Genomic DNA, 23,847 nt, shown 5'->3' with positions numbered 1-23,847 from the left:
CACCATGTCTGATGAGATCGAGATTAACACCGACGACCTGTCCCGCCGCATGGATGGCGCCCTCGGCGCGCTGCGCAACGAATTCGCCTCGCTGCGGACGGGCCGCGCCTCCAGCCAGATGCTGGACCCGATCCATGTCGAAGCCTACGGCCAGATGACTCCGATCAACCAGCTGGGCACCGTCAACGTCCCCGAGCCGCGCATGGTCACCATCAACGTCTGGGACAAGTCGATGGTCGGCAAGGTGGAAAAAGCGATCCGTATCAGCGGTCTGGGCATCAACCCGCAGCTGAACGGCACCATCATCATGCTGCCGATCCCCGAGCTGAACGAAGAACGCCGCCGCGAGCTGACCAAGGTCGCAGGCGACTACGCCGAGCGTGCTCGCGTCGCGATCCGCAACGTGCGCCGCGACGGCATGGACCAGATCAAGAAGGCCAAGGCCGCCGGCATGTCCGAGGACGACCAGAAATTCTGGGAATCCGAGGTGCAGGACCTGACCGACAAGCACATCGCGCTGGTCGACAAGGCGCTGGAAACCAAACAAGCCGAAATCATGCAGGTCTGAGGACCGGGAAGGGGGCTGATATGGCCACCGCATCAGCACCTGCCCGGGGTCCGCGCCACGTTGCCATCATCATGGATGGCAACGGTCGCTGGGCCACCCAACGTGGTCGTCCGCGCCTGTTCGGTCACCATGCCGGGGCGCGACGTGTGCGTGAAATCGTCGAGGCCTGCCCGGATCTGGGTGTCAAGTACCTGACGATCTTTGCTTTTTCGACTGAGAACTGGAAACGGACCCAGGTCGAGGTCGCCGGGCTGATGAGCCTGTTCCGCCGCTACATCACCAAGGAAGCCCGCGCGCTGCTGAACGAAGGCGTGCGCGTACGCTTTATCGGGGACCGGGTGAAGCTGGATAAGAAACTGATCGCCCTGATGGACGAGTTGGAGCAGATGACGGCGGAAAACGACCGCGTTCACCTGACCATCGCGCTGAACTACGGCGGCCGGGACGAAGTCGCCCGCGCCACCAAGCGTCTGGCCGAGGACGTCGCCGCAGGCCGCCTGGACCCGGCCAGCGTGGACGAGGAAACCCTGCCGAAATACCTGGACACCTGCGTGCTGCCCGACCCGGATCTGGTGATCCGCACCAGCGGCGAGGCGCGGATTTCCAACTTTCTGCTGTGGCAATCAGCCTATGCCGAATACGAATTCATCGACACCCTGTGGCCCGATTTCACCGCCGAGATTTTCGCGGGGATCGTGGGCAACTACTCGAACCGGGACCGCCGCTATGGCGGAGTAAAGGCCTGACCATGGCACAATGGGATGATTTGGCGCCGCGTGTTTTCTCGGCGATCGGGATGCTGGCGGTGGGCGCGTTCGCGATCATGCAGGGTGGGACGGTGTTCATCGTGTTGCTGGCCGCGATCTGCGGGCTGATGGCGTGGGAACTGGCGCGGATGCTGCAACCCGAGGGCAAGGCCGCCGCGCTGCAACTGGGCGCCTTGGGGGCAGGGGCGGTGCTGGCCGCCGCCTATTTGCCGCCCGCTTTCTCGCTGCCCGTCGTTCTGGCGCCTGCGTTGGTCGGGCTGAGCCTGCTGAAACAGAACCGCGGCGTCTTTATCGCGTATATGCCGATGATCATGCTGGCCGGTCTGGGCGGCATCCTGCTGCGGCTGGAACATGGCGTGGCCTGGACCCTGTGGCTGGTTGCCGTGGTCGTTGTCACCGATGTGGCGGGCTATTTCGCAGGTCGCATGATCGGCGGGCCGAAATTCTGGCCGCGTGTCAGCCCCAAGAAAACCTGGTCTGGAACCATTGCAGGCTGGGTGGGCGCAGCCGTGGTCGCCGTGTGGTTCATGCTGGACCTGGGCGCCGGGCCCGGGCTGATCGGGATCAGCGTCGCACTGTCGATGGCCTCTCAGATGGGGGACATCGCTGAAAGCGCGATCAAGCGGAAGATGGGCGTCAAGGACAGCTCGCATCTGATCCCGGGGCACGGCGGGCTGCTGGACCGGTTCGACGGGATGCTGGGCGCGCTGATGCTGTTCCTGATCGCGGGGCAACTCGCGGGCTTTCCGCCGGGGGTGGAATGAGGAAAGTTTCCGTTTTCGGGGCGACGGGCTCGATCGGGCAGAACACGCTGGACCTGATCGCGCGTGCACCGGATGACTATGACGTGGTGGCCCTGACCGGTGGGCGCAACATTGCGCAACTGGCCAAGGATGCCGTCGCGCTGAAGGCCGATCTGGCCGTGACCGCGCATGAGGACCTGCTGGACGATCTACGCGCCGCACTGGCCGGCACCGGGGTTGAGGCCGCGGCCGGGCAGGGTGCCCTAACCGAGGCTGCCGCACGTCCCGCCGATTGGGTCATGTCCGCCATCGTGGGCGCTGCGGGGTTGGCCCCCGGACTGACCGCGCTGGAACAGGGTGCGACACTGGCCTTGGCCAACAAGGAATCGCTGGTCACTGCCGGGCCGCTGCTGATGGGCACGGCCAAGGCGCATGATGCGACCGTGCTGCCGGTGGACAGCGAGCATTCCGCCATTTTCCAGGGCCTTGTAGGCGAGGATATGGCTGCGGTCGAGCGTATCATCATCACCGCCAGCGGCGGGGCCTTCCGCGACTGGCCGATGGAGAAACTGGCCAGCGCCACGCTGGAACAGGCGTCCTCTCATCCCAATTGGGACATGGGGCAGCGGATCACGATCGACAGCGCCTCGATGTTTAATAAGGCCTTGGAAGTCATAGAAACCAAAGAGTTCTTTGGCGTTAGACCCAACCAGATCGAGGTCGTCGTTCACCCGGAATCGATGATCCACGCGCTGGTGGGTTTCAACGATGGGGCCCTGATGGCCCATGTCGGCGCGCCGGATATGCGCCACGCGATCGGCTATGCCCTGCACTGGCCCGAACGTCGCCCCCTGCCGGTCGAGCGGTTGGACCTGACGAAGGTCGGGCAGTTCACCTTCCGCGCGCCGGACCCCGAGCGCTACCCGGCGCTGCGTCTGGCGCAAGAGGTGATGCAGACCGGTGGCATGATGGGCGCGATCTTCAACGGGGCCAAGGAACGCGCGCTGGACGCGTTCATCGCCGGACGCATCGGATTTCTGGATATGGCCCGCGTGGTCGAGGCCGTGATGACCAAAATGTCATCCGATACTGGCCTTATTCGCGCCGGGTTTACCCTTGATAACGTGTCCAAGGCAGACCATCTGGCCAGAGTAACGGCCGATGAACTCATGTCGGGCACATAAGAAACGGACAGGTCTTTGGATATTATCGGTGCAATTCCCGCGTTTGGCGGCTTCCTGACCACGGCGCTGGCCTTTGTCATCGCGCTGTCGGTGATCGTGGCGATCCATGAATACGGGCATTACATCGTCGGGCGCTGGTCCGGCATCCATGCCGAGGTGTTCTCGCTGGGCTTTGGGCCGGTGCTGTTTTCGCGCGTCGACAAGCGCGGCACCCGCTGGCAATTGGCGGCGCTGCCATTCGGCGGCTATGTGAAATTTCTGGGCGACGCCAACGCGGCCAGTGGCCCGGACGAGGAAAAAGTCCACGCCATGCCCGCCGAGATGCAGCGCCACACCATGCTGGGCGCACCTTTGTGGGCACGTGCGGCCACCGTTGCGGCGGGGCCGGTGTTCAACTTCGTTCTGTCCATCCTGATCTTCACCGGCATCGGCCTGACCACCGGCGTCATCAAGGACCCGCTGACCGTGGGCAAGATCCTGCCCGTCCCGTACGAGGTCAGCCTGCAATCCGGGGACGAGCTGGTCGCCATTGACGGGCGCCGCCTGCCGTCCTCGTTCAACGGGCCTTATGACACGTTCATGGATAGCCTGCCGCCGCACCAGACGCTGACCTATACGGTTCTGCGTGACGGCCGGGAAATCGACGTCACCGGTCCGCATCCGATGACGCCCGTGATCTCGCAACTGGCACCGCAATCGGCGGCCTATGACATCGACATGAAGGTGGGGGACGTGTTCCTGGCCGTTGATGGCGAACCGATCCAGATCTTTGAACAGCTGAAGGACAAAGTGCTGGCCGCCGAGGGCAAGCCGCTGGTTGTCGACGTTTGGCGCGACGGCGAGACGCTGCAGTTCACCTTGGCCCCGCGCCGCGTGGACGAACCGCAGCCCGAGGGCGGTTTCAAGACCCAATGGCGCATCGGCATCGTCGGCGGCATGTTTTTTGAACCCGCCACAGAATGGCCCGGCCTTGGCACCGCCTTCCTGAACGGAATCCTGATCACGTGGGAGATCATGCAAGGCTCGGTCTCTGGCCTGTATCACATGATCACCGGCGCGATCAGCAGCTGCAACATGTCCGGCCCGCTTGGCATTGCCGAGGTCTCGGGCGCGATGGCCAGCCAGGGTACGCAAAGCTACATCTACTTTATCGGTGTGCTGTCGGCCGCCGTGGGCCTGCTGAACCTGTTCCCGATCCCGGTGCTGGATGGCGGCCACCTGGTGTTTTACGCCTACGAGGCCGTGGCAAAACGCGCCCCCAGCGAGCGCGCGCTGCGCATCCTGATGGGGCTGGGGCTGGCGCTGATCCTGACGACGATGTTGTTCGCCCTGTCCAACGACCTGTTCTGCCCGTAAGGCTCAGGTCGGCGGAATGCCGCCGTTGCGCCCCATTTCCGCCATCTTCGCGCGTTAACCCTTCAGACAGATTTACGAAACTGCTCTGAAGGTACGGAAAGATGCACACGATTCAGAACGGAACGCGCGGACTGAGCCTGCTGCTGTTGCTGAACTGGGACCGCTTCCTGGTTGTCGGAACGCTGTTGCTGGCGATGGCCCTTGGGGCATATTGGCGCTCTTTCTAAGCAGCATCAGCCTTTCTTGATTACGAACGCCCGCCGGTTCCCCCGGCGGGCGTTTTGCCGTTTTGACAAGCGGGGGGTTTCGCTTTACTCAGAATGCCAATGGGATGTCTGACTGGGTTAACCGAATGACCACTTCAACGGGCGGGTCGCGGCTGCGCCGCGCCGGAAAATCATTTGAACTGCGTCGCGCTGGCGTCGCGTTTTTTCTTTCTACAGCAATGGCTTTGGCCTCTCTGCCGCATGTTGCCAGCGCGCAGGATTACCGGTTCACCAACGTCCGGATCGACGGGAACCAGCGGATCGGCGGCGACGCCATCCTGACCTTTGCGGGAATCGCTCGGGGTAAAACTGTCAGCGCGGCGGATCTGAACGACGCGTATCAGCGCGTTGTCGCCAGCGGCCTGTTCGAAAAGGTCGAGCTGGTGCCCAGCGGAAACACGCTGGTCATCAAGGTGCGGGAATACCCGACGATCAACAAGGTCTCGATCGAGGGCAACAAACGCCTGAAAGACGAAGATCTTGAAAAGCTGATCAAGTCGCAGTCGCGCCGCGTTTTCAGCCCCTCGGTGGCTGAGGCCGACGCTGCCATCATCGCCGACGCCTACAACCAAGAGGGCCGCCTGTCCGCACGCGTGACCCCGCGCATCATCCGCCGCAGCGACAACCGCGTCGATCTGGTGTTCGAGATCTTCGAAGGCGGTGTGACCGAAGTCGAGCGCGTCAGCTTCGTCGGGAACGAGGCGTTCTCGGACCGTCGTCTGCGCCGCGTCATGACCACCAAGCAGGCTGGCCTGCTGCGCGGCCTGATCCGCGCGGATAGCTACATTTCGGACCGGGTTGAATTCGACAAGCAGGTCCTGCGCGATTTCTACCAGTCGCGCGGCTATGTCGATGTGCGCGTCACCGGTGCCAATGCCGAACTGACCGAAGAGCGTGACGGCTATTTCCTGGTCATCAACATCCAGGAAGGCCAGCAATTCCACTTCGGTGCGATCAACACCACGTCCGAACTGGACGGCGCGATCGCCGAGGAATTCCAGGCCGCGCTGAAGATCAAGCCCGGTCAGGTCTACTCGCCCGCGCTGGTCGAAAACTCGATCACCCGGATGGAGCGTCTGGCCACCCAGAAGGGGCTGGATTTTGTTCGCATCGAGCCGCGCATCACCCGCAACGAGCGTGATCTGACGCTGGATGTCGAATTCCAGATCACCCGTGGCGAACGCATTTTCGTCGAGCGTATCGACATCGAAGGCAACACCACGACGCTGGATCGCGTGATCCGTCGCCAGTTCCGCACCGTCGAGGGCGACCCGTTCAACCCGCGCGAAGTCCGTCAGGCCGCAGAACGCATCCGCGCTCTGGGCTTCTTCGAGAAGGCCGACGTGCAGGCCCGCGAAGGCTCGGCCCCCGACCAGGTGATCGTGGACGTCGAAGTGGTCGAAAAGCCGACCGGCTCGCTGTCGCTGGGCGGCGCCTATTCGACCAATGGCGGCCTGGGTCTGGTGATCGGCATCAAGGAAGACAACTTCCTTGGCCGTGGTCAGAAACTGGCGCTGTCGATCTCGGGCGCGTCGGAAAACAAGGTCTACTCGCTCAGCTTTACCGAGCCGGCATTCCTGGGCCGCAACGTGGCCTTCGATTTCGACATTGGCTATCGCGAAACCGAAAGCAACTACGCCAACTACGACTCAACCATCGCGAACTTCCGCCCCGGCTTCTCGTTCCCGCTCAGCGAAAACGGCCGTCTGGGCCTGTACTACCTGGGTCAGGCGTCCGAGATGACCGCCACCACCGGCGCGACGATCGGCGGCATCGTGACCGCGGAAATCGCGCAAGGCGACGTCTGGAACAGCGCGCTTGGCTATAAGTACACGTTTGACAGCCGCCGCACCGGCCTGAACACCGAGGCCGGCTGGCTGCTGGAATTCGGTCAGGAGCTGGGCGGTCTGGGCGGTGACGCCGACTTCATCAAGACCACCGGCAAGGCGGTCGCGCAGACCAAGATCATGCACGAAGAGGTCACGCTGCGGGCCTCGCTCGAAGCAGGGGTGCTGACCTATAACGGCTCCTATCAGGGCCGTTCGATCGACCGTTTCAACATTGGCTCGGGGATCATGCGCGGGTTCGAACCCGACGGCATCGGCCCGCGTGAATTTGACTCGGTCGCTGGTGTGAACGACGCACTTGGCGGTGACATGTTCGCCGTCGCGCGGATCGAGGCTGAATTCCCCCTTGGCCTGCCCGAGGAATACGGCATCACCGGCGGTGTGTTCTACGATGTCGGTTCGGTCTGGGGCGTGTCTGATACCGCGGCGGCCACTGGCTCGGTCCTGTACGAGGATTTCTCGGCCCGTCACGTGATTGGCATGTCGATGTTCTGGAACACCCCCATCGGTCCGCTGCGCTTCAACTTCTCGAAGGCGCTGCGCAAAGAGGATCAGGATCAGGAACAGACCTTTAACCTGACCATCGCGACGACCTTCTGATGAGGGGCTGGATTGAAAAAGGGCTGGCACTGCTGGCCCTTCTTCTTCTGGTGGCAACGGCGGCCCCGGCGCAGGATGCACAGGTGGTGCAAAGCCCGGTCCTGACCGTCGATTCTGAACGGCTTTTCGTCGGATCCGGTTTCGGCCAGCGCATTGCGGCGGAATTCGAAGCGAACGGCAAAGCGCTGGAAGCCGAAAACCGCCGGATCGAAGCCGAGCTGATCGCCGAGGAAAAGAAACTGACCGAACGGCGCCCGTCCCTGACGCCCGAGGCGTTTCGCACCCTTGCGGATGCCTTCGATGCCAAGGTCGAGAAAATCCGCGCCCAGCAGAATGCCAAGTCGCGTACGCTGACCCAATCCACCGACACCGCCCGCCGACAATTCCTGGTGGCCGCGCGCCCGGTGCTGGAACAGATCATGCAGGACGCAAATGCCGGGATCATCGTCGAGCGGCGCTCGGTCTTTCTGAGCATGCGCACTATCGACATCACCGACCTTGCGATCGAACGTATCAATTCCGTGATCGGCGACGGCAGTTCTCTGCCACCGCTGGAGCCGACACCCGCCCCGCAAAACGGGCAGAACTAGCGGACAAGCTTGCTCAGCGCGGCCCCAGTTGCTACTGGAAAGGGCAAGGAAAAGAAAGGACCATCAGAATGTCAGAGCAGCTGTTGAGCGCGGATATCGCCCTGATCCAACGGATCATTCCGCACCGTTACCCGTTCCTTCTGGTGGACAAGGTCGTCGATATCGACGGCATCAAGTCTGGCCGCGGCATCAAGAATGTCACCATGAACGAGCCGCACTTCCAGGGCCATTTCCCCGGCAAGCCGATCATGCCCGGCGTCACCATCATCGAGGCAATGGCCCAAACCGCCGCCATCATGGTCGGTACCGCGCTGGACATGGCCGACAAGAACATGCTGGTCTACTTCATGGCCATCGACAAAGCCAAGTTCCGCCGCATGGTCGTGCCCGGCGACGTGCTGGAAATGAACGTCACCACTACCCGCGGTAAACCAGGCGGAAAAGTCTGGAAATTCAGCGGTGTAGCAACCGTAGACGGTGAGATGGCCGCCGAGGCCGAGTTCACCGCGATGATGGACCTGGGGCAGGAGTAACCCGCATGGGCGTAGACATTCACCCATCGGCCATTATCGAACCCGGCGCGAAACTGGGCGCGGACGTCAAGATCGGCCCGTTCTGCTTGGTCGGCGCGGACGTCACCCTGCATGACCGGGTCGAGCTGAAAAGCCACGTCGTCGTCACCGGCCAGACCGAAGTGGGCGAGGACACGGTGATCTTCCCCTTCGCCTGCATCGGTGAAATCCCGCAGGACCTGAAGTTCAAAGGTGAAAAAACCCGTCTAACCATTGGTAAACGCAACAGAATCCGTGAACACGTGACGATGAATGCGGGCACCGAAGGTGGCGGCGGGCTGACCAAGGTCGGCGACGATGGCCTGTTCATGGCGGGCTGTCACGTGGCCCACGATGTTATCCTGGGCGACCGTGTGATCGTGGTGAACAGTGCCGCTCTGGCCGGGCATTGCGTGATCGGAGATGACGTCATCATCGGCGGCCTGTCCGGCGTCCATCAATGGGTGCGCATCGGTCAGGGGGCCATCATCGGCGCGGTCACGATGGTGACAGCCGACGTCATTCCCTTTGGTCTGGTACAGGCGCCTCGCGGTGAATTGGACGGGTTGAACCTGGTCGGCTTGAAGCGTCGCGGCGTCGCGCGCTCGGATATTTCCGCGCTGCGAGAAGCACTTAAGCGGCTTTCTTCAGGTGAAGGGGCGTTCCAGGAACGCGCACGCGCCTTGGACACCGAGAGCGAATATGTCCGACAAATCGTCGACTTCGTGACCGGTGCCAGCGACCGTTCCTTCCTGACGCCCAAGGGATGACCCGGCGATTGGCGATATTGGCAGGCAGCGGCGCACTGCCTGTCTTGCTGGCCGATACCGCCCCCGGCGCGTATTGCGTTACGTTTGCCGGAGTTCCACATGAGCTTCGCTGCGTAACTCACCAATTTCATTTTGAAAAACTCGGTGAGTTGTTCGGCGCACTGAAAGCCGAAGGCGTCACTGAAGTCGTGTTCGCAGGCTCGATGTCGCGCCCTCCGCTGGACCCTGCGGCCTTTGATCTGGTGATGCTGGGGCTGGCGCCTCGGCTGATGACGGCGATGCAAGGGGGCGACGATGCTCTGCTGCGTCTCGTGATCACGATCTTCGAGGAACAGGGATTCACCGTGCGGGGCGCACATGAGATCGCACCGCAACTCACTGTTTCCGAAGGGATTTTCTGCGGTTCAGGCCCGTCGGAACAGGCGTTGCAAGACGCCGATCGCGCGGCGGATATCCTGAATGCGCTGGCGCCGGTGGATGTCGGTCAGGGCTGTGTTGTTGCTGGTGGGCTGTGCCTTGGGATCGAGACCATTCAGGGCACGGACGCGCTGCTGGGCTTTGTCGCCGGAACACCGAAACACCTGCGGCGCAATGCCAAAGGCGTGTTCGTCAAGGCATTGAAAAGAGGGCAGGATTTGCGGATCGACATGCCCGCGATCGGCCCCGAAACGGTCAAGAACGCAGCGACTGCCGGTGTTGAGGGGATCGTTCTGCAAGCAGGCGGCGTGCTGATCCTTGATCGTCACGCGACGAAGCACGCGGCGGAGCAGGCGGGGATCTTCATCATGGGGCGGGCGCTGTGATCCGGGTCTTCCTGGTGGCCGGTGAAGCCTCGGGCGACAAGCTGGGCGCGGCTTTAATGTCTGGCCTTAAGGCATTGGTAGACGTAGAGTTTTCTGGCATCGGCGGGCCGCTGATGGAGGCGGAAGGCATGGTCAGCCGCTTCCCGATGGACGAGCTGTCGGTCATGGGAATCGCTGAGGTGCTGCCCAAGTATCGCCACCTCAAACGCCGCATCGCCGAGACCGCCGAGGCGGTTCTGGAGCAGCAGCCGGACGTGCTGATTACCATCGACAGTCCGGATTTCTGCCTGCGTGTCGCCAAACTGGTTAAGGCGAAAAGCTCAATCAGAACAGTGCATTACGTCGCGCCGACCGTGTGGGCCTGGCGCAGTGGGCGGGCTGAAAAGATGGCGAAAGTCATTGATCAGGTGCTGGCGCTGTTCCCGTTTGAGCCGCCCTATATGGAAGCCGCGGGGATGGAGTGCGATTTCGTGGGCCATCCGGTTGTGGCGGAACGGGTCGCAAGCGCGGAGGAAGCGGCTGCGTTCCGTACCTCTTATGGCATTGAAAACAAACCTCTTTTGATGGTTTTGCCCGGGTCGCGCCGGGGTGAGGTTTCACGGTTGGCGCCGATTTTCGGGCAGGCTTTGCGCGGGATCGTGGCGGCGGAGCCAAATCTTAACGTGGTGATCCCGACCACCGCGAATGTTACGGAACTGGTGCGCGAGCAGGTCAAGGATTGGCCGGTGCAGCCGATTATTTTGAACCCGATTAACCAAAGTAAAGACGCCTATCTGGCTGAAAAGGCAGCGTGTTTTGCCGCTGCGGATGCCGCACTGGCGGCGTCGGGCACGGTGTCGCTGGAATTGGCGGCCGCGGATACGCCGATGGTCATCGCCTATGACATGAACTGGCTGTCGCGGCTGATCATCGGGCGGATGCTGAAGATCGACACGGTGACGCTGGTCAACTTGGTGTCCGAAACCCGCGCGATCCCGGAATTCATCGGAAAGCACTGTATTCCCGAGGATATTTCCAAAGCGATGCTGCAGGTGATGACCGATCCGGGGCAGCAGCACGATGCGATGGCGCTGACGATGGAGCGGCTGGGCAAGGGTGGCGAAGCCCCGGGTCTTAGGGCTGCGCGCGCGGTTTTAAGAGGTCTTAACGGCCGAGAATCGTAAGGTTTTCGGGGAAAACCGTACGTTCCGCTCAGAACGCCGATTTCAGGGTCGCAAGGGCCTTGGCCGGGTCCTCGGATTTCCAGATCTCGTCGCCGATGCCGAAGAAATCGGTGACCGGGGACAGCTGACCGATCAGCGCCTCGGAAAGCGCGCCCTCGGCGACGCAGGGCACCTCGATCATCTGGGACCACCATTCAAAGAGCTCACGCTCGGCCACGGTGCCGTCGCCCAGCGGCGTGGTGCCGACCGGACCGAAGGAGACGTATTCGGCGCCCGCTTCGCCGGCGCTCATGCCGTCGTGGCGCGAGGCACCGCAGAAGGCGCCGACGATGGCGTCATCCCCCAGCGCCTTGCGGGCCTTGCGCACGGAGCGCGAGCCGTCGAGCAGGTGCACACCGTCGAGGCCGAGGCGTTCGACCATCAGCAGGTGGGTGTCGATGACGATGGCGACGTCGCGGGCATGGCAAACCTCGCGCAGGGCGTCGCCGGCGCGCAGGAGGCGCTCTTCGTCGCGGGTGGCAAGCGCCAGGCGGACACAGGCGATATCATGCGCGTCCAGCACGCTGGCCAGGGTCGCGGGGAAGTGCGACAGCTCGAACGTGGGGGGAGTGATGAGGTAGATCTGCGGCTGCTCGGTCTCGGCCATGGTCGCGGCTCCTGTCTGGGTTTGGGGGTCTATAGCGTGGAAAATCGGGTTTGGAAATGGGGGCGTGCGGCCTGTGGCGGGGGGTGGGCCGTGAGTATTTTCGGTCAGAAAGAAGCTAATGGGGTTGGATAAGGGGGGGCGGTGGCGTATTTGCCTGCGGTGAATTGGATGGAGAGAGAGATGCCGAGCGGAACCCCTCAGCCTGCCTTTGTTCTGGTGCGCCCGCAGATGGGCGAGAATATCGGAGGTGCGGCGCGCGCGATGTGGAATTTCGGGCTGGACCGGATGCGGGTGGTGGCACCGCGCGACGGCTGGCCGAATGAACGGGCGGTGGCGCTGGCGAGCGGGGCGGGGCGGCTGCTGGACGAGGCGGTGCTGTGTGACGATCTGGCGGGGGCGCTGGGGGATTGCCAGTATGTCTTTGCCACGACGGCGCGACCGCGGGGGCTGACCAAGCCGGTGGTGACGCCGGAGCGGGCGATGGCGATGGCACGCGAGATGATTGCGCGGGGCGAGAAGGTGGCCGTGATGTTCGGGCCGGAGCGGGCCGGGCTGGAGAACGAGGATATCGCGCGGGCGAATGCGATCGTCTCGGTGCCGGTGAATCCGGAGTTTGCGTCGCTGAACCTGGCGCAATGCGTGCTGCTGATGTCCTATGAATGGGGCCGTCAGAGCATCGAGGCCGAGGATGAGGTGGTGGAGCTGGCTGGCAGCGAATGGGCCAGTGCGATCGAGGTCGAGAAGCTGGCCGAGCATTACGAGGGACGGCTGGACGAGGCGGGGTTCTTTTTCCCGCCCGAAAAGGCCGAGGGCATGAAGATCGTGCTGCGCAACCTGTGGAGCCGGATGCGGCTGACGCGCTCGGACGTGCAGATGCTGCACGGGATCATGCGGCAAATGGTGCGCTGGAAGGATCGCGGCTGAGCGCTGGACGCGCACGGCCGTGCGCCCTAGGTTTGGGCGCGAGGACAAACGAGACGCTCCCGTGCAGGAGCGAAAAGCGATGGGCAGGACATGAGCGGAAAACGCAAGCTTTTCGAAGAGGTGGGCCAGGACGCCCAGACCACGCGCAGCGCCCCGGCGGGCGGCATGATCGACAAGGGCCGGCGCGGTGCGCGTCGGGGGATCCGGGCGTGGTTGCTGGTGCTGTTCGTGCTGGTCGTGACCATGATCGCGGTGGGCGGGTTGACGCGCCTGACCGATAGCGGGCTGTCGATCACCGAGTGGAAACCCGTCACCGGGGCGATCCCTCCGCTGAGTGAGGCGCATTGGCAGGAAGAGTTCGCCAAGTACCAGCAGATCCCCGAGTTCCAGTTGCAGAACAAGGGCATGACGCTGGAGGGCTTCAAGGAGATCTACTGGTGGGAATGGGGCCATCGCCAGCTGGGCCGCACCATCGGGCTGGTCTGGGCACTTGGCTTTGCCGGTTTTGCGCTGGCGCGGGCGATCCCGGCGGGCTGGACGGGCCGGTTGCTGGGCATCGGTGCGCTTGGCGGGCTACAGGGGGCCGTGGGCTGGTGGATGGTCAGCTCGGGCCTGAAGGGGACGATGCTGGACGTGGCCAGCTATCGTCTGGCGACGCATCTGGGGCTGGCCTTTGTCATCTTGGGTTTCATCGCGTGGTACGTGTTCCTGCTGGGCCGCGAAGAGCGCGTTCTGATGCAGGCGCGTCGCCAGGCAGAGCGCAAGCTGTGGGGCATGTCCACGGGCTGGCTGCACCTGACCTTTGTGCAGATCCTGCTGGGCGCGCTGGTGGCCGGGATCGACGCCGGGCAAAGCTTTACCGACTGGCCGCTGATGGGCGGGCAGGTGGTGCCGCCCGAGGCGTTCGATCTGACCCCGGTCTGGCGCAATTTCTTTGAGAACCCCGGCCTGGTGCAATTCATCCACCGCTGCGTGGCGTATCTGCTGTTGGCCTACTCGGTCGTGATGCTGCTGAAGGGGCGCAAGTCGGCCCATGCGGGCACGCGGGCGGCCTTTACCGCGGCGTTCATCGCGGTGATCGGGCAGGTGTCGCTGGGCGTGTACGTGCTGTTCTCGGGGGTGCAGGCACATGTGGCGCTGACGCACCAGATCATCGCGGTGATGGTCTGGGTGCTGATCCTGCGCGCGCGCTTCCTGAGCGGGTATCCGATTGTCGATACGATCCGGGGGAAATGAGATGTCCGCTTTTGACGCTTTGATGGGGTTCACCCGCGAGACGATGGCGCTGGCGCAGGTCGCGGGGCGGCTGGGCTGGGATCAGGAAACCGTGATGCCGCGCGGCGCCGCCGATCAGCGCGCCGAGGAGATGGCCGCTATGGAGGCGGTGCTGCATGCCCGCCGTGTCGATCCTCGGGTTGGCGAGTGGCTGGCGGCCGTGGACGAGGCCGCGCTGGATGATGTCGGGCGGGCGCAGATGCGGCACATCCGGCGCAGCTATGCCCGTAATCAGAAGGTTCCCGCCGATCTGGCGACGGCGCTGGCGCGGCTGACCAGCCGGGCGCAGGGCCAATGGGCCGAGGCGCGGGCGGCGGATGATTTCGCAGCCTTCGCGCCGGTTCTGGCCGAGATCGTGCGCCTGAAGCGCGAGGAGGCCAGCGCATTGGCCGCGGGCGGTGATCTGTACGACGCGCTGCTGGACGATTACGAGCCCGAGGCCAAGGCCGCCGATCTGCAGGCGATGTTCGATGCGCTGCGTCCGCGTCTGGTGGCGTTGCGCGCGGCGGCGCTGGACAAACCCGCGCCCAAGGGGGTGACGGGCACGTTCGACGAGGCCGCGCAGATGGCGCTGTCGCGCAAGCTGGCGCTGGCGTTTGGCTATGATCTGAATTTGGGGCGGGTGGACAAGGCGGTGCATCCGTTCAGCTCGGGCTCGGGGTTGGATGTGCGGATCACCACGCGGACCAATCCGGCGGACCCGTTCAACTGTTTTTACTCGACCATCCACGAGGTCGGGCATGCCTGCTATGAGCAGAATATCGATCGCGCCTATCTGCTGACGCCGCTGGGGCAGGGTGTTTCGATGGGGGTGCACGAAAGCCAGTCGCGGATCTATGAGAACCAGCTGGGGCGCAGTCGCGCGTTCACCGGCTGGCTGTACGGGCAGATGCGCGATGCGTTCGGGGATTTCGGGATTGCGGACGAGGACGCGTTCTATGCCGCCGTGAACCGGCTGCAGAACGGGTTCATCCGCACCGAGGCCGACGAGGTGCAGTACAACCTGCATGTCATGCTGCGCTTTGATCTGGAGCGCGCGCTGATCGCGGGCGATCTGGCGGTGAGTGATCTGGAAAGCGCCTGGAACGAGCGGTTCGCGGCGGATTTCGGGTTTGCTGTGGATCGCGCCTCGAACGGGTGTTTGCAGGATGTGCATTGGTCGGTGGGGCTGTTCGGCTATTTCCCGACCTATAGCCTGGGCAATGTCTATGCCGGTTGCCTGAACGAGGCGCTGCGCAAGGCGGTGCCGGATCTGGACGCGCAACTGGCGCAGGGGCAGACCGGGGCGGCGACGGGTTGGCTGCGCGAGAACCTGCAACGCCACGGCGGGCTGATGACCCCGCGCGAGGTGATCACGCAGGCCTGTGGCGCGGCCCCGAGCGAGGCGCCCTTGCTGGCCTACCTGGAAGACAAGTTCGGCGCGCTTTACGGGATTTGAGCGCAAAGCCGGTTTTGAAATGACGCACGGCGCGCTGGGGGAACCCGGCGCGCCGTGAGTATTTTCATCAGAAAGAAGCCCTTAGTAGTCGGGGAAATTCTGGAAGAAGTCGCGGCGGTTGAAGCGCACGCCGTCGCCAAGCTGGAAATGGGCGGCGATGGAGAGTACCGCGTCGCCGGTGTCGTGCTGGGCGGCGCGGGCTTCGAGCGTCATGCCGTTGGCGAATTTGCGCGCAACACCCAGATAGGCGGTGTCGCGGCTGGTGCCGCCGTCCAGATCGGCCATGTGGGCGCCGAACAGGAGGCTCCAGGTTTGGGAGGCGCCGAGGGCGTAGGCCAGGTCCAGCCCGTAGATGTTGCCGTTCAGGCCGCCGGCGCTGACCGGATCCTGAAAGCCCGCGTAGCCCTGGATCTCGAGTGCGCCGGCGGTGTGGGCAAATTCGGCGCCCCAGAGCGTGTAGGAGGTGCCGAGGCGATCCTCGCCCGACAGGAACATGCCGATATCGGTGCTGGGGGTGACGGCGTAGAACACGTGCAGCGCCATGAAGGGCGAGGTGGAGCCGTCGGCCTCGTATTTGCTCATGCCGAAGTCCAGCTGCAGGTTGGTGCGGCCGCTGAAATGGGTCATGAAGGAGCCTTCGACCCGCTTGAAGTTGACCGAGCTGTCAAGGTTGGTCGACAGGCCCAGTTCGAGTTCGGCGGACAGCATGTCCTGGGCGAGGGCGGGAACGGGAGAAAGCGCCGTGCACAGCGCCAGAAGGCGAATCGTACGGGTCATGGAAATCACTCCGGCATAAAAATGGGGACGGGCCATTATAGCCCGTCCCGGAGTTAAATTGACAGGGGCCTTGGCCCGGATCACTCGGTCGCGGTGTCCTCGTCGTCGCCTTGTTCGGCGATACGGGCCACCGAGACGACCACTTCGCCTGCGCCGGTGTTGAACACCTTGACGCCGCCGGCGCTGCGCGAGCGGAAGGAGATGCCCTCGACCGGGACGCGGATCGACTGGCCGGTGGAGGTGACCAGCATGATCTGGTTGTCCATCTCGATCGGGAAAGAGGCGACGATCGGGCCGCCGCGCATGGATTTTTCCCATGCGGTGACGCCTTGGCCGCCGCGGCCGCGCACCGGGTAGTCGTGCGACGAGCTGATCTTGCCCAGACCGGAACTGGTGATGGTCAGGATCTGGTTCTCGGCGGCGGACATCTCGGCGTAAAGCTCGGTCGAGACGGCGGCGTCTTCGGCGACGCCCTCGTCATCGCTGGCCTCGTCCTCGGTCAGGCCGGCCATGGCGCGGCGCATCTTGAGGTAGGTGGCGCGTTCTTCGGGGGTGTAGTCGGTGTGACGGATCACGGACATCGAGACGACGTGATCCTCGCCCAGCAGGCGAATGCCCCGCACACCGGTGGAATCGCGGCCCTTGAACACGCGCACCTCGGTGGTGGGGAAGCGGATCGCGCGGCCGGAGTCGGTGACCAGCATGACGTCGTCATCTTCAGAGCAGATGTTGGCGTTCACCAGTTCCACGCCCTCGGGCAGTTTCATCGCGATCTTGCCGTTCGACTTGACGTTGGTGAAATCCGACAGCGCGTTGCGGCGCACGTCGCCCGCCGAGGTGGCGAAGACGATCTGCAGGTCGTCCCATTCCTCGTCCGGGCGGTCGACCGGCATGATGGCGGCGATCGAAACCCCGGTGGGGATGGGCAGGATGTTGACGATGGCCTTGCCCTTGGCGGTGCGGCCACCCAGCGGCAGGCGCCATGTCTTCAGCTTGTAGACCATGCCGTCGGTGGTGAAGAACAGCAGCTGCGTGTGGGTGTTGGCCACGAAGAGGGTCGTGACGACGTCCTCTTCCTTGGTTTGCATGCCCGACAGGCCCTTGCCGCCGCGTTTCTGGCTGCGGAAATCGGCCAGCGGCGTGCGCTTGATCCAGCCGGCCGAGGTGATGGTGACGACCATGTCCTCGCGCTCGATCAGGTCTTCGTCTTCCATGTCGCCGGACCAGTCCACGATCTCGGTGCGGCGGGGGACGGCGAATTGCTCGCGCACTTCGCGCAGTTCATCGGCGATGATGGCCATGATCCGGTCGCGCGAGCCGAGGATTTCCAGGTACTCGCGGATGTTGGCGGCCAGTTGTTGCAGCTCGTCCGTGACTTCCTGCACGCCGATCTGGGTCAGGCGTTGCAGGCGCAGTTCGAGGATCGCGCGGGCCTGGGTTTCCGACAGGTTATAGGTGCCGTCGTCGTTCATCGTGTGGGTCGGGTCGTCGATCAGGCGGATGTATTCCGCGATCGAGCCGGCGGGCCAGCGACGCGTCATCAGCTTTTCGCGCGCTTCGGCGGCGTCGGCAGAGGCGCGGATGGTGGCGACGACCTCGTCCACGTTGGTGACGGCCACGGCCAGACCACACAGGATATGCGCGCGTTCGCGGGCCTTGCGCAGCAGATAGGCGGTGCGGCGGGCAACGACATCCTCGCGGAAGTCCACGAAGGCGGTCAGGAAGCCGCGCAGGGTCAGCTGTTCGGGACGGCCGCCGTTCAGCGCCAGCATGTTACAGCCGAAGGACGTCTGCATCGGGGTGAAGCGGTAGAGCTGGTTCAGCACCACTTCGGGGGTGGAGTCGCGCTTCAGCTCGACCACCACGCGGACGCCGTTGCGGTCGGATTCGTCCTGCACGTGGCTGATGCCTTCGAGGCGCTTGTCGCGCACCGCTTCGGCGATCTTCTCGATCATGCTGGCCTTGTTCACTTGGTACGGGATCTCGTCCACGATGATGGCGTAGCGATCCTTGCGGATTTCCTCGACATGGGTTTTGGCGCGGATGATGACGCTGCCGCGCCCCTCAAGATACGCCTTGCGCGCGCCCGAACGGCCCAGCAGCAGACCGCCGGTGGGGAAGTCGGGGCCGGGCACGTAGTGGATCAGATCCTCGGAGGTCAGGTCCGGGTCTTCGATCAGGGCCAGCGTGGCGTCGACGACTTCGCCCAGGTTATGCGGCGGGATGTTGGTTGCCATGCCGACGGCGATACCGCCAGCCCCGTTGACCAGCATGTTCGGGAACCGCGCGGGCAGGACGGTAGGTTCGCGGTCCTTGCCGTCGTAGTTGTCCTGGAAATCGACGGTTTCCTTGTCGATGTCCGCCAGCAGGAAGGCCGCCGGTTTGTCCATGCGCACCTCGGTGTAGCGCATGGCTGCGGGGTTATCCCCGTCCATCGAGCCGAAGTTGCCCTGACCATCCAGCAGCGGCAGCGACATGGAAAAATCCTGCGCCATCCGCACCAGCGCGTCATAGATCGCAGAGTCGCCGTGGGGGTGGTATTTACCCATGACGTCGCCGACCGGACGGGCCGATTTGCGATAGGCCTTGTCGTGGCTGTTGCCGGTCTCGTGCATCGCGTAAAGGATGCGTCGGTGCACCGGTTTCAGACCGTCACGCAGATCGGGAATGGCCCGAGAGACGATCACGCTCATCGCATAGTCCAGATAGGACGACTTCATCTCGTCCGTGATCGAGACCGAAGGCCCGTGATACTTGGGCCGCGCAGGTGCGTTTTCTTCTTCGTTTTCAGGGGTTTGAGGCGTATCGCTCACGTGGTCTTACCGCTCTGCTTTGTACTTCTATATGTTGTTGCACAGGTTATAACAGAGCCATGATATGGGGTGCAATGGTTGACCTTCCCGCAGCGCGCCTTGGGGCGCGCGGGCAGGGGGACTGGCACCGCGAAGGACCAGGCGGAGACGGATGGTTGGGGGTGTCGGCCCCGGATCGCGCCGGGGCCAAACGGGTCACATGACCAGGATCATGGTCTCGAGCGCGGCCATGTTCCAGAAGCCGTCCAGAATGATGACCTCGCCGTTATCGGTGAATTGCAGCTCGATCCCGGTGGTGCCCCAGCTGGCGAAATTGCCGACGACCTGGGCCGCGGTCAGGGTGCCGAACGTGGTCCACAGGGTGGAGTCGAGCGCCAGGATATCGCCGTCTGCCGCGCTGAAATCGCGCACCGTGTTGGAGCCGTCGCCGTGGAAGAACTCGAACGTATCAGCGCCGCCTTCGCCCCACAGGATGTCGGTGCCGCTGCCGCCGCCCAGCGTGTCATCGCCGTCACCGCCGCGCAGGGTGTCGTTGCCGGTGCCGCCGTTCAGGCTGTCATTGCCCGCCGCGCCAAACAGCACGTCATCGTCACCGTCGCCTGACAGGGTGTCGTTGCCAAAGCCGCCAAAGATGGTGTCGTTGCCCGCGTCGCCGCTGATCGCGTCGGCGTCCAGGCCACCGCCCAGAATGTCATTGCCGAAGCCGCCGTTGATCTGGTTCAGACCGGTGCCGCCCCAGATCTCGTCAGCGTCGTTGCCACCGTAGAGCGAGTCATTGCCAGCGCCGCCATAGATGGTGTCGTTGCCCGCACCGCCATAGACGATGTCGGTGCCCAGATAGGCGCCGATCAGGTCGTTGCCGTCCTGTCCGTCCAGCGTGTCATTGCCTTCGCCGCCCCAGATCTCGTCATTGCCGGAGTCGCCGTAGATCACATCGTTGCCATCGCCAGCATAAACGGTGTCGTCGCCCAGACCCGCGAAGACCTGGTCGTCATCCGCGCCAACGCCGATCACGTCATTGCCCGCGCCGCCGTCGACGTAATCGAAGTCGGCGCCGCCCCAGATCTCGTCGTGGCCGTCGCCGCCGAAAAGGACATCAAGGCCCGCGCCGCCGTACAGCGTGTCGTTGCCTGCCTCGCCGTAGAGCGAGTCATCGCCGTCGCCGCCGCCCAGCATGTCGTTGCCGGTGCCGCCATGCATCGAGTCGTTGCCCAGATCGCCCCACAGCTGGTCAGCCCCGCCATTGCCGTAGACGGTGTCATGGCCCGCCCCGGCATATACGGTGTCATTGCCGTCGGTTGCGGCCTCAGCGCCATTGGCATCGGCATAGATCAGGTCGTTGCCCGAGCCGCCGCCCAACAGGTCGGCCGCGCCGCCGCCGGTCATCACGTCATTGTCGTTGCCGCCCCAGATCTGGTTCACGGCAGCGTTGCCCACCAGCGTGTCGTTGCCGTCACCACCCAGCAGCGTGTCGCGACCGCCCGCAGTGGCGGTGATGCTGTCATTGCCAGCCTCGCCCGAGAGCGTGTCCGCGCCGGCACCGTCCGTGATGATGTCGTCGCCGTCGCCCCCGTAGATGGCCACGGCCGTCAGGTTCACAGTCGATCCGATATGCCCCATGATGGAGTCGTTGCCAGCCCCGCCAAAAATCGTGTCCGCGCCGAGGAAGGCTGTGATCGTGTCATTGCCGTCGCCGCCGTTGACCAGATCGTCGCCCGCTTCGCCAACCAGCAAGTCGTCGCCGCCATCGCCAAAGATACGGTCGTTGCCCGCGCCACCGAGGATGGTGTCGTTGCCCGCCACGAAGGTGTAGAGGCCGGTCAGCAGGCCGTTATCCTCGCCCAGCAGGTAGTCGTCGCCATCGCCGCCTTCAACAAGATCGGCGCCGCCGCCTGCCGCGATGGTGTCGTTGCCTTCGTTGCCATAGATGACGTCGCTTCCTTCGACATCGAGGATCGAATCGTTGCCCTCCTCGCCCCAGATGATGTCATCGCCAGACAGGTCGATGATGACGTCATGGCCCAACCCGCCCGAGATGTGGTCAAAGCCCGCGCTGTCCACGATTACGTCATCGTGATCGCCGCCCGAGATCCCGTCATCGCCTGCGCCGCCCTGGATGCTGTCCATGCCCGCGCCGCCAATGATAACGTCGTCGCCGTCGCCGCCGTCCATCGAGTCGGCCTGATCGCCGCCGTCCAGGCTGTCATTGCCAGCGCCGCCGTTCAGGATATCCGCCCCGAAGCCGCCCATCAGCGTGTCGAGCCCGTCGCCGCCTTCCAGCAGGTCATCCTGTGCGCCGCCGTCCAGGCTGTCGTTGCCGCCGTTGCCATAGAGCGAGTCCAGCCCCTGGCCGCCCAGCAGGGTGTCGTTGCCCTCGACCCCGGCGCCGCCGGCGTCGTTGTCGCCATAAAGCGCATCGTCGCCATCGCCTCCGCGCATCATGTCGTTACCGAAATGGCCGTAGAGGCGATCGTTATCCTCGTCGCCCCACAAGTCGTCATCGCCCGAGCCGCCATAGATGGTGTCATTGCCGATCGAGCCGTGGATCAGCAGGATGCTGCCATTGGCGGTGCCGCTGACGCTGTCCCAGCCAAAGATCTGGTCGGCGCCCCAGTCACCGTGCACCTCGTCCGCGCCGTGCAGGGCATAGATCGTGTCGTTGCCATCGCCGCCCGACAGGAAATCCGCGTCCTCGCCGCCGTCGATCAGGTCGTTTCCGTCGTCACCCCAGATGGTGTCGTTTCCGGCAAACCCGTTGATCGTGTCGTCCCCTCCGGCCCCGTTGATCGCGTCCGACGCCGAGGATCCGTCGATCAGCTCGGATTTGCTGGTGCCTTGCACGTTGATGAGTTCGCGGAAGGTGGCCCGGATCATGTCCAGATCGACCATGTGCTGCGACAGAAGGTTCAGGAAGGCGAGGTCAGGGGAGTACAGAAGCATCGGTTACCTTATCGATTTTGGCTGGTTGGACGGGCTTTCAAGACCGGTCGACCGAATGAAAATGGCGGTTCAGGGGGTAAATTGACCCAAGAATGCAGCAAATTTTAGGCAAGCCGAGTGGAATTGCACCTGAAAATGGGCGCGAATTAACCGAAAATTAACGAAAAGGGCGCCAGAAACGGCGCCCTTTTGCGGTGGTCCGGGAACGGTGTTGGGTCAGTAAATGGACAACATCGCCTCGAGCACGCCCATGTCCCAGACCCCGTCCAGGATGAGGGCTTCGCCATTGTCGGTGAAGTGCAGCTCGATCCCGGTGGTGCCGACCGAGGCGAAGGTGGACAGCACCTCGGCCGCGGTCAGGGTGCCAAGGCTGGCCCACAGGTTGGCATCCAGTTGCAAAATATCCCCATCGCCCGCCGTCAGATCGCACAGCGTGAAGGTTCCGTCGCCAAGCGCAAACATGAACGTGTCAGCCCCCGAGCCGCCCCAGACGGTATCGTTGCCCGCGCCGCCGCTGAGCAGATCGTTACCGGACCCGCCGTAGATCAGGTCGTCACCTGCGTCACCGTTCACGGTGTCAATGCCGTCGCCGCCGCCCAGGGTATCATTGCCCAAACCGCCAGAGAGGTCATCATTGCCCGCATCACCCCAGAGTTGATCGTTGTCGGCATGTCCCAGCAGCGTGTCGTTGTCGGCTCCGCCATTGATCGTGTCGTTACCGCGTCCGCCCATCAGGACATCGGCCCCCACGCCGCCGCCGATCAGGTCGTCGTTGAGACCGCCGTCAATGTGGTCGTCGCCATCGCCGCCCCAGATCGTATCGTTATCCTGATTGCCATACAGCGAGTCGTTGCCAGCGCCGCCTTCGATATGATCGGCCTCCCGCCCGCCCCAGATGGCATCGGCGCCGTCATTGCCAAGCAGAGTATCCTCGCCATAGCCGCCATATATCGTGTCGGCATCGGTGCCACCGTCGACAAAATTCGCGCCGGACCCAGAGTAGAAGATGTCGTTGCCTGCGCCCCCCATCATCGTGTCGTTGTCACCGCCATTAAAGGTGTCGTTGCCTTCACCACCATCGGCGAAACTATGTTGTCCTCTCCCTCTGAGCACATCGTCTCCGCTACCACCGATGAGAGTGTCATAAGGACCATCCACGGCCAAAAGATTGTCATTTCCGGCACCGCCCTCCAACAAGTTGTGCGTACCCCAAGTCACAAGTCGATCGTCGCCTTCCCCTCCGAGTAGAGTGTCGTGGCCCCAGCCTCCGTCCAGAAAGTCGTTACCCCCTTCGCCGGCGATCAAGTCGTCGTCGTCATGGCCCCAGAAATCGTTTGCTTCTTCGTTCCCGATCAGCAGGTCCGAGCCGGCGCCGCCATAGAGTGTATCCATGCCCGAGACGCCTGCGTACAGCGTGTCGTTGCCGATGTGGCCAAACAGGCGATCCGTGCCAGCGCCGCCATCAAGACTGTCGTTACCTGCCTCGCCCAGAAGGATGTCTTGGCCTTCCAGACCGTAAATCGTGTCGTCGCCGTCGGCGCCAAATATCTGATCGTTCAACGTGGTGCCATCAAGTGTGTCGGCATCGGCGGTGCCGTTAATGACGTTTACTTCACGAATACGCAGGGAGGTTGTCGCCAGCTCTGCCAGGTTTTTAGAGATACTGTCGAGCAGTGAAAAATCGGGTTTCCGGAGCATCACGGTCACCATCGTCTGATGTGTTTTCTGAACGGAATCCGGGGCTTTTGGCCCACGGCTCAAAGAGGGAAAGGTGAAAAATTGCTTTCGTTTAGGATCGTCTCGTTTTGAGGGAATTTCAAGACCGT

General features: G+C 63.5%; 20 protein-coding genes. 15 read left to right on the top strand and 5 right to left on the bottom strand.

All coding sequences use genetic code 11. The annotated features are described in order from the left end of the window. Window positions 1-4 precede the first annotated feature (4 nt). The 12 genes from frr (at window position 5) to lpxB (ending at window position 11,208) form a co-directional block, all read left to right on the top strand. Window positions 5-568 (top strand): ribosome recycling factor, encoded by a 564-nt coding sequence (gene frr, locus E7681_RS08230; protein ID WP_136338789.1) that lies wholly within the window; start codon window positions 5-7, stop codon window positions 566-568. A 20-nt stretch (window positions 569-588) separates the two neighbouring features. Then, entirely contained in the window at window positions 589-1,314 is a 726-nt protein-coding gene (uppS, locus tag E7681_RS08225) for a polyprenyl diphosphate synthase (RefSeq protein WP_136338788.1), read from the top strand. Window positions 1,315-1,316: 2 nt separating this feature from the next. Next, window positions 1,317-2,099: a phosphatidate cytidylyltransferase gene (locus E7681_RS08220; RefSeq protein ID WP_211089777.1), complete on the top strand. Its 783-nt coding sequence runs from the start codon at window positions 1,317-1,319 to the stop codon at window positions 2,097-2,099. After that, window positions 2,096-3,262 carry a 1-deoxy-D-xylulose-5-phosphate reductoisomerase gene (gene dxr / locus E7681_RS08215; RefSeq protein ID WP_136338787.1) on the top strand — a complete coding sequence of 389 codons (1,167 nt, stop codon included), beginning with the start codon at window positions 2,096-2,098 and terminating at the stop codon, window positions 3,260-3,262. The genes E7681_RS08220 and dxr overlap by 4 nt, the downstream gene beginning before the upstream one ends. A gap of 15 nt (window positions 3,263-3,277) precedes the next feature. Then, window positions 3,278-4,618 carry an RIP metalloprotease RseP gene (rseP, locus tag E7681_RS08210; RefSeq protein WP_136338786.1) on the top strand — a complete coding sequence of 447 codons (1,341 nt, stop codon included), beginning with the start codon at window positions 3,278-3,280 and terminating at the stop codon, window positions 4,616-4,618. A gap of 101 nt (window positions 4,619-4,719) precedes the next feature. After that, window positions 4,720-4,845 (top strand): hypothetical protein, encoded by a 126-nt coding sequence (locus E7681_RS19270; RefSeq protein ID WP_281277653.1) that lies wholly within the window; start codon window positions 4,720-4,722, stop codon window positions 4,843-4,845. Window positions 4,846-4,970: 125 nt separating this feature from the next. Further along, window positions 4,971-7,331: an outer membrane protein assembly factor BamA gene (gene bamA, locus E7681_RS08205; RefSeq protein ID WP_136338785.1), complete on the top strand. Its 2,361-nt coding sequence runs from the start codon at window positions 4,971-4,973 to the stop codon at window positions 7,329-7,331. Further along, window positions 7,331-7,921, top strand: coding sequence for an OmpH/Skp family outer membrane protein (locus tag E7681_RS08200; protein WP_136338784.1), 591 nt, complete (start codon window positions 7,331-7,333; stop codon window positions 7,919-7,921). Before bamA ends, E7681_RS08200 begins: the two co-directional genes overlap by 1 nt. A gap of 68 nt (window positions 7,922-7,989) precedes the next feature. Continuing rightward, window positions 7,990-8,454, top strand: a complete 465-nt coding sequence (gene fabZ, locus E7681_RS08195) for a 3-hydroxyacyl-ACP dehydratase FabZ (RefSeq protein ID WP_136338783.1) — start codon at window positions 7,990-7,992, stop codon at window positions 8,452-8,454. 5 nt (window positions 8,455-8,459) lie between these two features. Then, window positions 8,460-9,242, top strand: coding sequence for an acyl-ACP--UDP-N-acetylglucosamine O-acyltransferase (gene lpxA, locus E7681_RS08190; protein WP_136338782.1), 783 nt, complete (start codon window positions 8,460-8,462; stop codon window positions 9,240-9,242). After that, a complete protein-coding gene (locus E7681_RS08185) occupies window positions 9,239-10,045 on the top strand; it encodes an LpxI family protein (protein WP_136338781.1) in 807 nt (268 codons plus the stop codon). The genes lpxA and E7681_RS08185 overlap by 4 nt, the downstream gene beginning before the upstream one ends. Further along, window positions 10,045-11,208, top strand: coding sequence for a lipid-A-disaccharide synthase (lpxB, locus tag E7681_RS08180; RefSeq protein ID WP_136338935.1), 1,164 nt, complete (start codon window positions 10,045-10,047; stop codon window positions 11,206-11,208). The genes E7681_RS08185 and lpxB overlap by 1 nt, the downstream gene beginning before the upstream one ends. 28 nt (window positions 11,209-11,236) lie before the next feature. Here lpxB and E7681_RS08175 read toward each other — a convergent pair whose 3' ends face one another. Further along, window positions 11,237-11,854 carry a thiamine phosphate synthase gene (locus E7681_RS08175; RefSeq protein ID WP_136338780.1) on the bottom strand — a complete coding sequence of 206 codons (618 nt, stop codon included), beginning with the start codon at window positions 11,852-11,854 and terminating at the stop codon, window positions 11,237-11,239. 180 nt (window positions 11,855-12,034) lie between these two features. Between E7681_RS08175 and E7681_RS08170 the strand changes: the two genes are divergently transcribed. From E7681_RS08170 to E7681_RS08160, 3 genes are all read left to right on the top strand, one after another. Next, window positions 12,035-12,778, top strand: a complete 744-nt coding sequence (locus tag E7681_RS08170) for an RNA methyltransferase (protein WP_136338779.1) — start codon at window positions 12,035-12,037, stop codon at window positions 12,776-12,778. Window positions 12,779-12,868: 90 nt separating this feature from the next. Next, window positions 12,869-14,014, top strand: a complete 1,146-nt coding sequence (ctaA, locus tag E7681_RS08165) for a heme A synthase (RefSeq protein ID WP_136338778.1) — start codon at window positions 12,869-12,871, stop codon at window positions 14,012-14,014. A gap of 1 nt (window position 14,015) precedes the next feature. After that, on the top strand, window positions 14,016-15,491 hold the full coding sequence (locus tag E7681_RS08160; RefSeq protein WP_136338777.1) for a carboxypeptidase M32: 1,476 nt from the start codon (window positions 14,016-14,018) through the stop codon (window positions 15,489-15,491). 81 nt (window positions 15,492-15,572) lie between these two features. Here the strand turns inward: E7681_RS08160 and E7681_RS08155 are convergent, their stop codons facing one another. From E7681_RS08155 to E7681_RS08140, 4 genes are all read right to left on the bottom strand, one after another. Further along, the gene (locus E7681_RS08155) at window positions 15,573-16,268 is read right to left on the bottom strand and encodes a hypothetical protein (RefSeq protein ID WP_136338776.1); all 696 of its coding nucleotides are present in this window, start codon (window positions 16,266-16,268) and stop codon (window positions 15,573-15,575) included. Between the two features lie 80 nt (window positions 16,269-16,348). Then, a complete protein-coding gene (gene gyrA / locus E7681_RS08150) occupies window positions 16,349-19,081 on the bottom strand; it encodes a DNA gyrase subunit A (protein ID WP_136338775.1) in 2,733 nt (910 codons plus the stop codon). Between the two features lie 195 nt (window positions 19,082-19,276). Beyond that, window positions 19,277-22,021, bottom strand: coding sequence for a calcium-binding protein (locus tag E7681_RS08145; RefSeq protein WP_136338774.1), 2,745 nt, complete (start codon window positions 22,019-22,021; stop codon window positions 19,277-19,279). Between the two features lie 216 nt (window positions 22,022-22,237). Then, on the bottom strand, window positions 22,238-23,719 hold the full coding sequence (locus tag E7681_RS08140) for a calcium-binding protein (RefSeq protein WP_168733177.1): 1,482 nt from the start codon (window positions 23,717-23,719) through the stop codon (window positions 22,238-22,240). Window positions 23,720-23,847: the final 128 nt, after the last annotated feature.

The organism is Thalassobius vesicularis (genome assembly GCF_004799325.1).
GTDB classification, from domain to species: Bacteria; Pseudomonadota; Alphaproteobacteria; order Rhodobacterales; family Rhodobacteraceae; genus Thalassobius; species Thalassobius vesicularis.
This window is presented reverse-complemented; position numbering and strand designations above follow the sequence as displayed.

Bases quoted from the DNA above. Each gene is read 5' to 3' on its own strand.
- frr (WP_136338789.1), top strand. From the start codon at position 5: ATGTCTGATGAGATCGAGATTAACACCGACGACCTGTCCCGCCGCATG.
- dxr (WP_136338787.1), top strand. From the start codon at position 2,096: ATGAGGAAAGTTTCCGTTTTCGGGGCGACGGGCTCGATCGGGCAGAAC.
- fabZ (WP_136338783.1), top strand. From the start codon at position 7,990: ATGTCAGAGCAGCTGTTGAGCGCGGATATCGCCCTGATCCAACGGATC.
- bamA (WP_136338785.1), top strand. From the start codon at position 4,971: ATGACCACTTCAACGGGCGGGTCGCGGCTGCGCCGCGCCGGAAAATCA.
- E7681_RS08145 (WP_136338774.1), bottom strand. From the start codon at position 22,021: ATGCTTCTGTACTCCCCTGACCTCGCCTTCCTGAACCTTCTGTCGCAG.
- lpxA (WP_136338782.1), top strand. From the start codon at position 8,460: ATGGGCGTAGACATTCACCCATCGGCCATTATCGAACCCGGCGCGAAA.
- E7681_RS08175 (WP_136338780.1), bottom strand. From the start codon at position 11,854: ATGGCCGAGACCGAGCAGCCGCAGATCTACCTCATCACTCCCCCCACG.
- E7681_RS08185 (WP_136338781.1), top strand. From the start codon at position 9,239: ATGACCCGGCGATTGGCGATATTGGCAGGCAGCGGCGCACTGCCTGTC.
- E7681_RS19270 (WP_281277653.1), top strand. From the start codon at position 4,720: ATGCACACGATTCAGAACGGAACGCGCGGACTGAGCCTGCTGCTGTTG.
- E7681_RS08200 (WP_136338784.1), top strand. From the start codon at position 7,331: ATGAGGGGCTGGATTGAAAAAGGGCTGGCACTGCTGGCCCTTCTTCTT.
- E7681_RS08160 (WP_136338777.1), top strand. From the start codon at position 14,016: ATGTCCGCTTTTGACGCTTTGATGGGGTTCACCCGCGAGACGATGGCG.
- E7681_RS08170 (WP_136338779.1), top strand. From the start codon at position 12,035: ATGCCGAGCGGAACCCCTCAGCCTGCCTTTGTTCTGGTGCGCCCGCAG.
- E7681_RS08140 (WP_168733177.1), bottom strand. From the start codon at position 23,719: ATGCTCCGGAAACCCGATTTTTCACTGCTCGACAGTATCTCTAAAAAC.
- uppS (WP_136338788.1), top strand. From the start codon at position 589: ATGGCCACCGCATCAGCACCTGCCCGGGGTCCGCGCCACGTTGCCATC.
- E7681_RS08220 (WP_211089777.1), top strand. From the start codon at position 1,317: ATGGCACAATGGGATGATTTGGCGCCGCGTGTTTTCTCGGCGATCGGG.
- ctaA (WP_136338778.1), top strand. From the start codon at position 12,869: ATGAGCGGAAAACGCAAGCTTTTCGAAGAGGTGGGCCAGGACGCCCAG.
- E7681_RS08155 (WP_136338776.1), bottom strand. From the start codon at position 16,268: ATGACCCGTACGATTCGCCTTCTGGCGCTGTGCACGGCGCTTTCTCCC.